We start from the raw sequence: 13,316 nt of genomic DNA, 5'->3' as shown, positions 1-13,316 counted from the left end.
CAAGTGCAATCAGAGCAGTGATGCAGCAATCAGGCAGATTAGAAGCAAAAATTATGCTGATTCATATTTGCAAAAAAGCAAAACCGTCCATTTGATGGGTATCAACTTTGATACTGAGAAGCGTAATATATCTGACTGGAAGCATGAGAGCTTTTTGTGGAAAAACTGACTGATGATGAATATATCTTCTTTATGGTCATTGGCAGAACGCTGGTAATAAATATGTTTTGTATTGCACAATGCCCCAGGGTTGTTAAAAAATTATTTTGTTCCTCCCTTTGATGGTACGCTTAATGCATTATTTTCTTGACATAAGAGAATATTATGTAGGTGTTATGAAAAGCTTACAAGCAAAAATCTTTATTGACAACTAATAATGACAATGAGCATGGGGAGGTAAACTAATGACTACTCTATATATTAACAATAGCAACCGGACAATGGAAGTGTTGGCAAAAATAATGAACAGTTATGCTGAAAAATATGATTGTCGTATCAAATATAATGTGGAACAAAATTCCCTTGATTTCCATGGAGAGGATTCCCATAAGCATGCCATAGCCTATGAAACGTCAACGCTTCTCAATGGTGTTGACATCTGATTTTAAAGGTTCATAGCCCCATTCAACGTCTCCTCTGATCATGAAAATAATGAGGAGTATTTTCAGGTTAAACCATCATGGCAGTAAGAGACAAGGCATACCTTGTCTCTACTTCACCCTCCGATTGTGAAAAGGATTAGGGTTTTTTTCACGGTAAACGGTCATGGCTGCTATTCAACCAGCCCCGAATATTGAAAATTGTATCCATTTCCACGGTAAAGGATAATTATTTTGAAATAAATTTCAAAAAAGTTGTTTTAGGTTTTACATATAACTTTTTTGTAATAATTACATAAAGTCTTTTCTTTTAAGGCTATGTTTTTTATTTTGTAGTGGAGAAGCTGCCGTGATATTCCCAGATGTTTGGCAGCTTTTGTAACATTCCCATTGAAACGATCCAGAGCTTTGGATACTGCTTCTTTCTCATGGGCATCCTGTTTTCTGGTAAGTCCTTCTTCAAGTGGCTGTCTCTCTTCATGCAGTGCATTGTAAGCTGGCATTTTATTATAAACAGGTTCATTCTCTTTCTGCTCATCAACATGTATAGGAAATGCATTAAAGCCCGGGGAGAAATGTTTCAATTCTATTGTCTCTTCATGTCCTACAAGGTTCATGGCACCCTCCATCAGATGCTCAAGCTCCCTTACATTTCCGGGCCAATGATAGGCCATGAAAAGCTCCATAACTCCTTCTGAAACGTTTTTAACGTGTGTGCCAAGCAAATGGTTGAGTTTTTCAATGAAATGGCTCACAAGTTCAGCCATCCCCTCCCTTCTCTCCCTAAGTGGTGGAATTTTGATGTGTACCACACCAAGCCTGTAAAAAAGGTCAATTCTAAGATTGTTTTTCTGTACTGCGATACGTGGGTCACTGCACACAGAGCTTATGATTTTTATGTTGATATCAATTTCATGCTCCGAGCCAAGTCTTCTTATTTTCTGCTCCTGGATTACCCGCAGAAGTTTTGCCTGAAGATGTATGGGCATGGAGAGAAGTTCATCCAGAAAAAGGGTTCCTCCGTTGGCCATTTCAAAAAGTCCGGCTTTGTCCAGTGCACCGGTGAATGCCCCTCGGGTTGTCCCAAATAATAGACCTTCAAGAAGGTCATCAGGTATGGCAGCACAGTTGACAGCCACATATTTTTTTCCTTGCGGTTGCTGTGGTTATGGATTGACTGGGCAAAAAGCTCCTTACCTGTTCCGGTTTCACCATACAGCATTATCGGAGAGGCAGAACTTGCAGCCTTTCGGGCAATTTTTACAGCACGCTGGAATTCTGCGCTGCTTCCAACAAGATCTGCAAAGGTAAATTTTGTGCTGTTGCCAAGGTCGGTATGGCATTCACAGGAAGCACTCATGGGTGTGGAGCGCTGAAGAAGCTCATAATCCTTTACAAAGCATACTGCTCCTGTAATCTCTTCATCCTTGAAAATTGGATATACGCTTGTTATGGTATGGGCAATTTTTCCTGATATTGTTCTGTAAAAAAAAGTCCGGTTTCTTATGGATGCTTTCTTTGTAATACACTTCATGATCATGCTTGTGCGGTCATTTAGATCATAGATCTCAGTGACCTTAAGACCCAGCACATCCTTTGGGGCAAGGGAGTCTATTGTTGACTGCGTTTTGTTATAAAAAAGAATGCACCCATTGCGGTCAGTTATTATGACACCATCATCTAATCTGTCGAAAAGAGATATAAAATCAATACTCGACATATCAAGATGATGGGGATGTGTGTGTGAGTTTTTACTCATGATTTACCAGGAAGCACAAATCAATGCGCTCCACAGCCCCCGTTGCCTGAAGTAGAGTGGGCAATGCACAGCTGGTCAGGTTTAAACTCCTTTAGTTTATTTTGCTGGAAAAGTTCAAGGTTGGTTTTAACTGTACCCTCAGCGGAACGGAACACTTTAAGACCTGATGAGATAAGTTTGTTTAGTGCTCCCTTGCCTATTCCTCCAACCACAACCACATCTGCTGCAATATTTCCCAAGGCTTTTAATGGCTGGCACTTTCCGTGGGAGTGCTCTTTATCCATGTTTGTCATAATTTCAAATTCACCGCTTTCTGCGTCAACTACCACAAAAAAAGGTGCAGAGCCAAAATGGTTATACACAGTTCCAGTAAGGCCAAGATCGCTGTTTGATGGAAAAACGATTTTCATTATATTTTACTCCTGTTAATTGAAATTCATTTAGATTCTTATTTTCGTGCTATTTGGGCAAGATAATCAGAAAACCTCTTTGGCTCTGGCTTGTCCAGGTTAGGAATGGGTCTTAAATAACTCTCCCATTTTGATTTAAATGAAGCGGGCTACAATGAGCCAGAAAATTTTGTATGATTATATGCCCTTTTTCTGTAAGAAAGCTTTCCGGATGAAACTGCACGCCATATACGGGAAAGCCTGTAAGTGCAACTCCCATGATAATACCTTCGCTGTTCCATGCTGTGGGTTTGAGGGAGTCCCCATGGGGCTCTATTACAAGGGAGTGGTAGCGGGCAGCGGCAAAAGGAGATGGCATTCCCTTGAATATTCCCTCTTCCCTGTGGCAGATCATGTCTGTTTTACCATGAACCGGAACAGGTGCTCTACATGTTCTGCCGCCAAAAACCTCATTAAGGCACTGCATTCCAAGACAGACACCAAGAATCGGTTTTTTGTCATGGAAGTGCTTTATCATCTCCATTGAGATGCCTGCATGTTCAGGATCTTTGGGGCCGGGACTTATGAGGATATAATCAGGATTCAGTTCCGATGTTTCAGCTATGGTTGTCTTGTCAGCACGTTTTACAACTATTTCAAGGTTGTGGGGAATAAACATCTGGACAAGATTATAGGTGAATGAGTCATAATTATCAATAACAAGAAGCAGATCTTTGCTGTGAGATTGTTCAGTATTCATTTTTTTTGTCATATAATGCAGGGCATATGGTGCTCTGTCTGCCTTTTTTTATTTTTATTGTTTGTGGTGAATAAACCATCATGGCAATAGAGACAAGGCATGCGTTGTCTCTACGTTGCCGCCCCAGATTATGAAAATGATGAGGGGTATTTTCGCGGTAAAATGGCATGCTTCATTTCCCAGTTTACACTTTCCGGAGAGAAAAGTCTGTGTGGCGGGAATCTCTCACAAAAAAGTGTAAAGTATTTTTGGGTTCAAATGAAGGATGCCGGTAAAATTAATTTTTTTCTTACATCATAAAATAGGGATCAACATCTATTCCCACAGATACATCCCTTGTGCTGAACTTTTTTTGATCCTGAATCATGCATCTGACAAGGTTATTAAGGATTTGAGCAGAGGCACTTTTTAAAAGAATCTGCCAGCGGTAACGCATTGCTATTTTGGGGATGCCGGCTTCAATGGGGCCAAGAATATCAACAAGCTCCGGCAGGTTTTCTCCTCTGTTGTTATCTTTATACTCCTGCCTAAGCTGATTTAGAAAATAGTGGCACATTTCCCCCATTGCAATGGCATGTTTTTTAACTTTTTCCATATCACATCCTGAAATTTTAAGTTGTATGATTCTGGAAAAAGGAGGGTATGAGAGAGCCTGTCTGAATGGGATCTCACTGTTGTAGAACTGGAGAAAATCCTGCTTTCTGGATGCCTCGATACTGAAGTGATCAGGATTGTAGGTTTGCATGATAACTTTACCTTTTTTTGTGCCCCTGCCAGCTCTTCCTGCAACCTGGGCAAGAAGCTGGAATGTTCGCTCTCCTGCCCTGAAATCAGGGAAGTTAAGAGATAGATCTGCACATATGATCCCCACAAGTGTAATGTCAGGAAAGTCATGCCCCTTTGCAAGCATCTGGGTTCCGACAATGATATCCACGGTATGGTTTTTTACCTTTTTGAGAATCTGTACAGTTGCTCCTTTGCGACTGCCTGTATCCTGGTCAAGTCTGGCAACCCTTGCATGGGGAAACATTCCCTTTAAAAGATTTTCAATTTTTTCCGTGCCAAATCCAAGTGGTTTTATTTTCGGGGATTTGCAGTGGGGGCAGCTCATGGAGGCTGAAGAGGAAAAGCCGCAAAGATGGCATTGAAAGGCATCTTTGTCTCGGTGCAGGGTCATGGTGATATCACAGAATCGGCACTTGATTGCCTCTCCGCAGGCTTCACACACAGGAAATGTTGCAAAGCCCCTGCGGTTGAGAAAGATAAGTGCCTGTTCACCCCTTGCAAGGCATGCAGCAATCTCTTTTGTAAGTTCAGGCGTTACAAGTTTTTCCCTGCCTCTGTAATCCTTGTATTTTTTAAGATCAATAAGGGTTATTTCAGGCAGCTCGTGTCTGTTAACCCTTTTGGTTAGTTTAATCTCCCTGAATTTACCCTGGTATGTATTAAAAGATGACTGGATTGAGGGGGTGGCAGAGCCGAGAATCACAGATATGTTGTGCTGCTGCGCCCTTACCACAGCAAGGTCTCTTGCATTGTAGCGAAGACCGTTCTCCTGCTTGTAGGATGAGTCGTGCTCTTCATCAACAATAATAATACCTGGGTTTTTTACAGGAGCAAATATGGCTGATCTTGCACCAATGACAATGGATAGCTCTCCTGATGCAATGCTGTGCCACTGGTCAAGAAGTTCTCCACTTGAAAGGGCAGAGTGCAGAACAGCAATCCTGTTACCAAATCGAGCACGAAAACGTCTTTCAGTCTGGGAAATAAGTGAAATCTCAGGCACAAGTACAATGGCACCCATATTACGGTTAATGGCTTCTGTAACGAGTCTCAGATAAACTTCTGTCTTGCCGCTTCCTGTTACTCCAGACAGAAGATATCTGTTAAAACCTGAATCAAGATTATCTTTTACCTGTTGCACTGCCGCTGCCTGCTCTTCTGTGAGTTCAGGCGGGATATCCGGATCTACAGTGTCACCAAAAGGATCTCTGAATACCTGCTTTTCAGTTGTTTTAACATATCCTGCTTCAACCATATATTTTACAAGTTTTGTGGCTGTTGGAAAAATTTTTCTCAGACTTCCAAGAGAGATTTCCCCTTTCTCTTTAATTATGGAGAGCATCTCCTGTCTTTTTCTTGAAAGAGAGCTCATTTCATCTTTTTCCGGAAGTGTTTCAACAGATATAAATGTCTCTGTTTTTAACCTGGTGCGATCTTTTTTTAGGCTGGATGTCAATGTAACAAGCCCGTTTTCTTCCATTTTTTTTATCAGGGCATGGCTTCCGGTTACTCTGTTTTCTGCTGAAGTTTTTGTTTTATGTTTTGCAATTTCTGTTTTCTGGTTGGTGGGTTCAATTTTATGGTTTTTGTTTTTTGTTTTTTTATTTGTGATCTCTTTTGCAGGTATTGAGCCTTTCTTTATTAAAAGCGACAGTATGGAAGATTCTGCAGGTGTAAGGTTTTCCTCCTCAAGTGCTGCAATCCCCTTTGATGTCGGGGTTATTACTGTTATATCGTGGCTGTCAAGACCTAAAGGCAGGGCAGTTTTTATTACCTCTCCGGGTGGATGTATATAGTAACGTGATATCCAGGTAAAGAAATCAACCATGGAAGCGGGAAAAAGAGGCGCATCATCCAGAAGATCCAGAATAAGTCTGGTCTTGTATGTGCTGTTGAAATTCTGCTTTATGCTGACAACATAGCCTGTTATCCTGCGTCTTCCAAATGGAACAAGAACCCTCATGCCGATCTTTATCCTATGCATAAGATGGGGTGGAATTTCATAGGTAAAGGTGTGATGAATCGGTAGGGCAACCGCAACGTCAACATAGCGCCCCTGATCGTTTGTTGCTGTTTGTATGGTGGGCTGGATTTGATTTTCCCTGTTCATTTACATAAGTTGTCTGGCAAATCTTGCCGGCAGTCCTGTTTTTTCAATTTTTTCGGCAGCAGTGGTGTTGTCATATTCAATGTAACGCGGAAGAATGACTCCTTCATCCCTGTCCCATATGACATATTTGGCTTTCCAGCAATGATCTCTTGGTTGTCCGATGCTTCCGGCATTTACAAGATATCTGCAAGCGGGGTCAAGAGTTAGGGGCGATGGATCATTTGGTTCAAAGCTGCCTTTTTTAAGCACACTACCATGGGAACTGCTTTCTGTCCCTGGTCTGCATTTTTCTGATAATTGAGAAGATTGTGCTGATTCAGGTGTAGATTTAGTTTCAAAAGCATCATCCTGTTGGCTTTTATCATTGTACAGCTCAAACCACTGCATAAGGTGGGTATGTCCTGTAAAGGCTATGGATTGTTTGAGGAAAGCCATTATGCGGGTGAGCCTCTTTTCGGAAATTCTGGAGACATATTCAGTTATGGAGTCCGGAGGTGTACCGTGTAAAAAACGGCCACCATGGCTGACAATGAGCCTTGGCATTTCTGAAATAAACTTCATGGAGTCCGATGAGAGTCTGTTTCTGTGCATATCTATTGTCAGAGCTGCCTCTTTGTTGAACCGTTTAAGATATCTGTCATCAATAAGAGCAAGCTCATGATTGCCGAGGGTACATATCACTTTTCTTTCAATAAGGCGCTGTATAACAGCTTCAGGATCTGCTCCGTAGCCTATCTGATCCCCGAGGGAGATAACATTATTTATCCCTGCATTATCAATATCATCAAGAACAGCATCAAGGGCTTCAAGGTTGCTGTGAATATCCGATATTATAGCTGTTTTTGAGTTTTTGCCCATTGTAATAGTACTTCTTCAAGTTTAATGCGTTGGATGATTTGCGAGAGATAGCTTTTAAAGTGGTATCATTTTCCGGATATCAACCTTCTCAAAAAGATAGACGGAGTTGCAGTTGTGGCATCGGATTTCCAGGGGAAAAGGGCCGTTGGCAGCAATGTCCTCAAGGTCATTTTCCGGCAGCCGCAAGATATAGTCCTGCATGGCTTTTTTACTGCATCTGCAAAAAAATTCAACCCTGTGATTACCAAGCAGAAGCGGCATCATGGGTTCAAAATGCTCCAGTATAATATGATCCGGTTCCATGCCTTTAGCAAAAAGCTCTCCCGGGGATATATTGCAAAGTATCTTTTCTGACTGTTCAATAACATCTTCGTTTGCACCCGGCATAGCCTGGAGAACTATCCCGCCTGCACCATCAACATTACCTTCAGAATCAAAATGGACGCTCAGTGAAAATGCTGTTGGAGTCTGCTCTGACTGCACAAAGTAATTTGCAAGATCCTCGGCAAGGTTTCCGTACTCCAGTACAGTTTTTCCTGAGTAGGGGGTCTTGGAATCCTCAAGATATTTGGTTACAGTGAGAAATCCTGCACCGATAATGGAAGAGATGGTTGTCTGCTTGTCCGATATTTCTCTGGAAAATGTACTATTTTTAAGATAACCTCTGACCTCTCCAAATACATTGGCTTCCACATCAAGACCCTTTGCCGGACCTGAAGAGTCAATCTGAAGGGCTATTCTGTCTTTTCCTTTAAGATTGAATGTCAAAAGTGAGCCGGCTATATATGCCTGACCCAGCAGCAGGGTTTCAGGGATTCCCAGCTCGTGATTTGCACGCATCTCATTGACCATCTGTGTTGCCTTTACAACTGCTCCCCTCATCATTCCGTCTGCAAAAATAAAACGAAAAAGCCTGTCCTGTGACGAGGCTTTCAATCGGGCTTTCAGATCACCTTCATAAATGTCTTTTTTTATCATATCAGCTGTTTGCCTGTTTTTTTAATTGTGTAGAGAGGTTGATTATTCTATAGTATCCGGAATTTATCAGAAAAGGCACATGCTGGAAAGAGATATTTTTGATCTATGGCAATAGATCAAGTTTGATAATTATGTTACTGGATTCTATGGACATGGATTTAAAAGACCGTATTCTTGTTGTGGATGATGAACCAAATAATTTAAGACTTATGGGAGCTATTCTCCAGGAAACTTACAGGCTGGCTTTTGCCGTAAACGGGGAACAGGCCCTTGAAGCTGCTGAAAAAACTCTGCCTGACTGCATACTTCTTGATGTAATGATGCCAGGAATGGATGGATATGAGACCTGCCGGCAACTTAAGTCAAAGCCAGGAACAGAGAAGATTCCAGTGATTTTTGTGACTACAAGGGGAGAAATTCAGGATGAGGCACAAGGTCTTGCAGCAGGGGCTGTTGACTACATAACAAAGCCCATAAACCCTTGTATCTTGAAGGCAAGACTTAAAAATCACCTTGCACTTAAACATGCAAGGGAAGAGATTGAGGCAAAAAACATATCACTTGAGAGGCAGAATAAGTCATTGATTGAAGCTGCCGCTCTCAGGGATGATGTGGATAGGATTACAAAACACGATCTTAAAAATCCTTTAAATCCAATCATCACTTTATCATCTCTTTTGATGGGGGATAGGTCTGTTGCCTCAAGACACAGAGAGCATCTTGAGTTTATAAACAAAGCAGCATACTCAATGCTTGAAATGATAAACCACTCCCTTGATATCTATAAAATGGAGACGGGCAAATACCAGGTTCACACTGAACCGGAAAATATTTTGTTCATAATAGAGAGGATTATCAAAGGCAGTGCAAACATGATGCGTGACAGAAAGATATCTGTCAAAATCCAGATAGAGGGGCAACCGATAAAAAATGGAGATTCATTTATAGTTTTTGTGGAGGAACTTCTATTTTACTCAATGCTTTCCAATCTTGTTAAAAATGCCATTGAGGCTTCTCCGGAGGGTGAGAGCATTTCCATTGATATTTTTAATGAAAACAAAATGAGTGTAATCCGTGTGACCAATAGAGGTGTGGTACCGGAATCTATCAGAAGCCGCTTTTTTGATAAATATATAACTCATGGAAAAGTGGGGGGAAATGGCCTTGGAACCTATTCTGCAATATTGATTGCAAGGAGTCATGGTGGAGACATTGAGCTTGATACTTCACATAAAGGTGTAACTGTAGTTAGTGTAAGAATGCCGGATATTAACCACTCAAAGCAGACAAATGTGCTTGTTTTATGAAAGAAGTAATTGTGCGAGAAAAAGATGCTAAATGTAAATCCAGAACATATTGACAGGATGACAGAAGTTTTTTATCGCCTTCTGAGAGGTGAAAAACCTGATCAAATTGAGCTTCCGGAAGATTATCCTGATAATGAAATCAAACAGTTGACTCAATATATCAATCGCTTTACAGGCTCTTATCTCATTGCTACAGAACTGCTTTATACACTTTCAAATGGAAACCTCGATTTTGATGCTTCCAGGGGAGAGACACTTTTTCTTCACTCCATAAAGAGTCTTCAGTCAAACTTAAAACACCTTACCTGGAAAACCCAGCAGATTGCAAAGGGAGATTTCGGCCATTCTGTTGATTTTATGGGGGATTTTTCCAGAGCATTCAACAGTATGACACAGCAGCTTGCAATTTCCTTTGATGAGATTAAAAAAAAAGAGGCTGAAACAAGGGCTCTTATGGTGGAGGTTCAAGCTGCCCGTCTTGAGGCCGAGGCTGCTGCACGTTCAAAAAGTCGTTTTCTGGCCGGTATGTCCCATGAAATACGTACTCCCATGAATGCAGTGCTCGGGTTTTTGAAACTCTCTCTTGAGGGGGAGCTGCCTGAAGTCGAAAGATCCCATATTACTACTTCCTATAATTCCGCCTCATCTCTTCTGCATCTTCTCAATGATATTCTTGATATAAGCAAACTTGACAGCGGCAGAATGCCTTTGAATAACAGGCAGTTTAAGCTCAGAGTCATGGTGCGTGATGCATTGGGCCTTTTTGAGGTCAAGGCCATTGAAAAGGGTGTTGCTCTACTGTCTCAATTTCATTCTGATCTTCCTGAATATGTTATATGTGATCCAGATCGTTTAAGGCAGGTTCTTTTTAATTTGGTTGGTAATGCCCTTAAGTTTACCGATTATGGAAAAGTTGTTGTAAATGTTGCTCCGGCTGATCCTCATTTGTCAACAGATTTGCCAGAAACCCATTCAGGAATGGGCAGTTCAAAGATGGACTTGTCACCTGTTGACCCTCAATCGTCAACAGATTTGGCCGAATCTGAATTGCCAATAGATTTTGGTGAAGCTGAATGTGTGGATCTGCATTTTTCAGTAATTGATACAGGCATTGGCATCCCTGCTGAAATGCTTGAAAATATTTTTGACCCCTTTACCCAGGCAGATAACACCACTGCCAGCCGTTTTGGGGGAACAGGCCTTGGTACAACAATTTCAAGGCAGCTTGTTCAGCTCATGGGGGGAAAGATCTGGGCACAGAGTGCTCCTGGTGAGGGCAGCACTTTTCATTTTACAGTCAGGGTGGAGATAGCATCTTCTTTGTTGCCGGAAAACGGAATAAATTGTTATGATGCAATTGAAGCAAATTCAATGCAAAAAAAGAGTTGTCACTATAAAAACAGAGGAGGTGCTGAAAAAGGGAAATTTGCTGCCATGCGGCAGTTCAGGGTTATTGTTGCAGAGGATATTGAGGAGAATATGTCCCTTGCAAGGATTCGTCTTGGGCAGCAGAAACACAAAATAATTGAAGCGCGTAACGGCCTTGAGGCAGTTGAGGCATTTCAGAAAGAGAATCCTGATATAATACTTATGGATGTTCATATGCCAAAGATGGATGGCCTGGAAGCAACAAGGCGTATCAGGCAAATTGAAGCTGAGCTAACAGTTTCAACATCTTCCATGAAGAACACCCAATCCCCGAGAAACACAGAGTCCCAGAGAAAAACAGAATCCCAGAGAAAAACAGAACCCTTGAGAAACACAGAGTCCCTGAGAAACTCAGAAACCGCGATCAACATAGAATCCATGAAAAAAATCATGCATACCCCCATCATTGCTTTGACTGCAAGTATCATGAAGGAGGAGCAGGAGCAATGTTTCCAGGCAGGCATGGATGCTGTTCTGGAGAAACCTGTGGATTTTGACAGGCTTTTTCAGGTTATGGAAGAATGGGTTCCGGAAGAGAAGTGTATTTTTCCATTATATGATGATTCATCTTCTGTATGTAGTGATTCATCTTCTGTATGTAGTGATTCATCTTCTGTATGTAGTGATTCAACTTCTGTAAGTAGTGATTCAACTTCTGTAAGTAGTGATTCAACTTTTGTATGTGGTGATTTGTTTTCTGCCAATGGTGATTCTTTATATGCTGACTTTGAAAGGGATGGTAAGTCATCCGGAATCCCTACCTGTTTGAATCCGGAAGGGCTGACTCTCTCCGGCATTGATTATGAAAGAGCAATTAAAATATGGCAGAATGAAGAAATTTATCTTAAAAGCCTCTACAGTTTCAGAAATGATTATCAGAGCGTCCATGAAAACCTTGCTTTGATGCTAAAAAAAGGCCAATCCAGAGAGGCGCAAGCCCTTATGCACAAGCTCAAAGGGGTGTCAGGAAACTTGTGCATCAATGAGGTGTATAAAATTGCAGATAAAATGGAGACATTTTTAATACGCAGCAGGCAAAGAGAGTATAATCTGCCAGAAACAGAGCTTGAAAAATTTATGGATCTCCTTGCTGATGCCATGGAAATGGCTCTCAAAACCATTGAAAAACTGAAATTATCCAAAGAGAAAAATTTTGTCACATTATTCAAAGAAGAAAATTTTGTCGATTCAATTGAACAACTGGAGGCTTTTCAGAAGAATGAAGTTGCTGATAAAGAAAAAATGAAGACTATTTTTAGTGATATTATATCTGCACTTGATGAATTCAATCCCGCATCTGTTATGCCCCATATTGATGAACTTCAACGATTTACAGGGAAGGAGGCAACAAAAGCATTGAGGGAAGCTCTTGAAATGTTTGATTTTGTTGGTGCAAGAGCCATAGTTGCTGATTTTGCCATCTCGTTAGGTGTAGAACTTTGATTTAACCCCAACCAGGACAAGTCGTTTTACTTGTCTGAACCACAAGGACGTGAAGAATATGAAAAAAAGAAAACCGGGCAAAAAACCTGCTGCAAACTGGTTGGAAGCTCTGAAAAAAATGAACCTTGACCCAAATAAACTTGAATTCAAGGAGTTGAAAGCATTCAGGGATTTGGAACTTTATTTAAATAAACCTGTAAAGGGTACTAAAGAGTTCAAGTATTTGATTTATTGTTTCAGATATTTGACTTCTTTTGCTTTGATGACAATATATGAGAATCGTTTTTCTTCATTATCAAATTGCTGGTATGAGTTGGAACGATTATTTCTTCATGATGAAACCTTTGATGATGAGGTTTTTGTACAATCCTGGATTTTCTGTGATTTTCCTGTCAATGCTAATAAAAAAACGGTGTTAGATTACTTTGAAGAGATTTTTGTTGATAATGAGGACAACCTCAATATTTTTAAAAATTTTATTGAATCCATGAAAAAATCCCGCTTGGGCCTCTATCAGGAGATACTCAGCAGCAAAAAAATAATTAAGTTTCGTGAGCTTTTTACTGGAAAAATTGTAAAAGCTGAAAATACAATACCAAAGTACGAGAAAGGTGAGATATTTTTAACACGGTTGGTCGAAATTGGAGAAAAAACATATTTGTTTGGTGACCCTAAATGCTGGCCAAAAGAGTATAAAGCTCAATTAGAGTTTATGGTAGAAACTAAACTGTTTTATTTTCAGGGTTCTACCATTGAAGAAAAGTATGAACAGTTTATGAAACATGCCGGTCCATATTGGATGTCATGTGTGGTTTCTGATCAAAATATTCCAATATTGCAACCTGATCACTATTTAACTTATTTTAAGTAGTTATGAAGCGGATTATTAACTCAAAATC

11 protein-coding genes and 1 pseudogene are annotated in these 13,316 nt (G+C 40.7%); 5 read left to right on the top strand and 7 right to left on the bottom strand.

The window, feature by feature from the left end; all coding sequences use genetic code 11:
• Both MTBBW1_RS30295 and MTBBW1_RS27695 read left to right on the top strand, forming a co-directional pair.
• The coding region (locus MTBBW1_RS30295) for a PD-(D/E)XK nuclease domain-containing protein (protein ID WP_186441105.1) at positions 1 to 169 on the top strand (169 nt) is incomplete at its 5' end.
• A 235-nt stretch (positions 170 to 404) separates the two neighbouring features.
• Positions 405 to 602 (top strand): hypothetical protein, encoded by a 198-nt coding sequence (locus tag MTBBW1_RS27695; RefSeq protein WP_139786677.1) that lies wholly within the window; start codon positions 405 to 407, stop codon positions 600 to 602.
• A gap of 257 nt (positions 603 to 859) precedes the next feature.
• Here MTBBW1_RS27695 and MTBBW1_RS29400 read toward each other — a convergent pair whose 3' ends face one another.
• The 7 genes and pseudogenes from MTBBW1_RS29400 to hslO form a co-directional block, all read right to left on the bottom strand.
• Positions 860 to 1,102 (bottom strand): helix-turn-helix domain-containing protein, encoded by a 243-nt coding sequence (locus MTBBW1_RS29400; RefSeq protein WP_245809287.1) that lies wholly within the window; start codon positions 1,100 to 1,102, stop codon positions 860 to 862.
• Between the two features lie 114 nt (positions 1,103 to 1,216).
• Positions 1,217 to 2,319, bottom strand: a pseudogene (locus MTBBW1_RS29395) (sigma-54 interaction domain-containing protein); the annotation flags it as partial.
• 59 nt (positions 2,320 to 2,378) lie between these two features.
• Positions 2,379 to 2,768 carry a NifB/NifX family molybdenum-iron cluster-binding protein gene (locus MTBBW1_RS05725; RefSeq protein WP_080800466.1) on the bottom strand — a complete coding sequence of 130 codons (390 nt, stop codon included), beginning with the start codon at positions 2,766 to 2,768 and terminating at the stop codon, positions 2,379 to 2,381.
• Positions 2,769 to 2,880: 112 nt separating this feature from the next.
• On the bottom strand, positions 2,881 to 3,507 hold the full coding sequence (locus tag MTBBW1_RS05720) for an anthranilate synthase component II (RefSeq protein ID WP_080801116.1): 627 nt from the start codon (positions 3,505 to 3,507) through the stop codon (positions 2,881 to 2,883).
• Positions 3,508 to 3,796: 289 nt separating this feature from the next.
• Entirely contained in the window at positions 3,797 to 6,403 is a 2,607-nt protein-coding gene (gene priA / locus MTBBW1_RS05710; RefSeq protein WP_080800461.1) for a replication restart helicase PriA, read from the bottom strand.
• The gene (locus MTBBW1_RS05705; RefSeq protein WP_080800457.1) at positions 6,404 to 7,261 is read right to left on the bottom strand and encodes a metallophosphoesterase family protein; all 858 of its coding nucleotides are present in this window, start codon (positions 7,259 to 7,261) and stop codon (positions 6,404 to 6,406) included.
• A gap of 54 nt (positions 7,262 to 7,315) precedes the next feature.
• Positions 7,316 to 8,239 carry an Hsp33 family molecular chaperone HslO gene (hslO, locus tag MTBBW1_RS05700; RefSeq protein ID WP_080800454.1) on the bottom strand — a complete coding sequence of 308 codons (924 nt, stop codon included), beginning with the start codon at positions 8,237 to 8,239 and terminating at the stop codon, positions 7,316 to 7,318.
• A gap of 152 nt (positions 8,240 to 8,391) precedes the next feature.
• On the opposite strand from hslO, the gene MTBBW1_RS05695 reads away from it, so the two are divergent.
• The 3 genes from MTBBW1_RS05695 to MTBBW1_RS05685 all read left to right on the top strand — a co-directional run bounded on the left by MTBBW1_RS05695 (position 8,392) and on the right by MTBBW1_RS05685 (position 13,288).
• The gene (locus tag MTBBW1_RS05695; RefSeq protein WP_186441104.1) at positions 8,392 to 9,546 is read left to right on the top strand and encodes a hybrid sensor histidine kinase/response regulator; all 1,155 of its coding nucleotides are present in this window, start codon (positions 8,392 to 8,394) and stop codon (positions 9,544 to 9,546) included.
• 24 nt (positions 9,547 to 9,570) lie between these two features.
• Positions 9,571 to 12,417: an ATP-binding protein gene (locus tag MTBBW1_RS05690; protein ID WP_139786675.1), complete on the top strand. Its 2,847-nt coding sequence runs from the start codon at positions 9,571 to 9,573 to the stop codon at positions 12,415 to 12,417.
• A 100-nt stretch (positions 12,418 to 12,517) separates the two neighbouring features.
• A complete protein-coding gene (locus MTBBW1_RS05685) occupies positions 12,518 to 13,288 on the top strand; it encodes a hypothetical protein (protein WP_186441103.1) in 771 nt (256 codons plus the stop codon).
• Positions 13,289 to 13,316: the final 28 nt, after the last annotated feature.

It is taken from the genome of Desulfamplus magnetovallimortis, assembly GCF_900170035.1.
GTDB classification, from domain to species: Bacteria; Desulfobacterota; Desulfobacteria; order Desulfobacterales; family Desulfobacteraceae; genus Desulfamplus; species Desulfamplus magnetovallimortis.
This window is presented reverse-complemented; position numbering and strand designations above follow the sequence as displayed.

Excerpts from the sequence above, each read along its gene's own strand:
- MTBBW1_RS05705 (WP_080800457.1), bottom strand. The coding sequence starts at position 7,261 with ATGGGCAAAAACTCAAAAACAGCTATAATATCGGATATTCACAGCAAC.
- MTBBW1_RS05695 (WP_186441104.1), top strand. The coding sequence starts at position 8,392 with ATGGATTTAAAAGACCGTATTCTTGTTGTGGATGATGAACCAAATAAT.
- priA (WP_080800461.1), bottom strand. The coding sequence starts at position 6,403 with ATGAACAGGGAAAATCAAATCCAGCCCACCATACAAACAGCAACAAAC.
- MTBBW1_RS29400 (WP_245809287.1), bottom strand. The coding sequence starts at position 1,102 with ATGCCAGCTTACAATGCACTGCATGAAGAGAGACAGCCACTTGAAGAA.
- MTBBW1_RS05725 (WP_080800466.1), bottom strand. The coding sequence starts at position 2,768 with ATGAAAATCGTTTTTCCATCAAACAGCGATCTTGGCCTTACTGGAACT.
- MTBBW1_RS27695 (WP_139786677.1), top strand. The coding sequence starts at position 405 with ATGACTACTCTATATATTAACAATAGCAACCGGACAATGGAAGTGTTG.
- hslO (WP_080800454.1), bottom strand. The coding sequence starts at position 8,239 with ATGATAAAAAAAGACATTTATGAAGGTGATCTGAAAGCCCGATTGAAA.
- MTBBW1_RS05690 (WP_139786675.1), top strand. The coding sequence starts at position 9,571 with ATGCTAAATGTAAATCCAGAACATATTGACAGGATGACAGAAGTTTTT.
- MTBBW1_RS05720 (WP_080801116.1), bottom strand. The coding sequence starts at position 3,507 with ATGAATACTGAACAATCTCACAGCAAAGATCTGCTTCTTGTTATTGAT.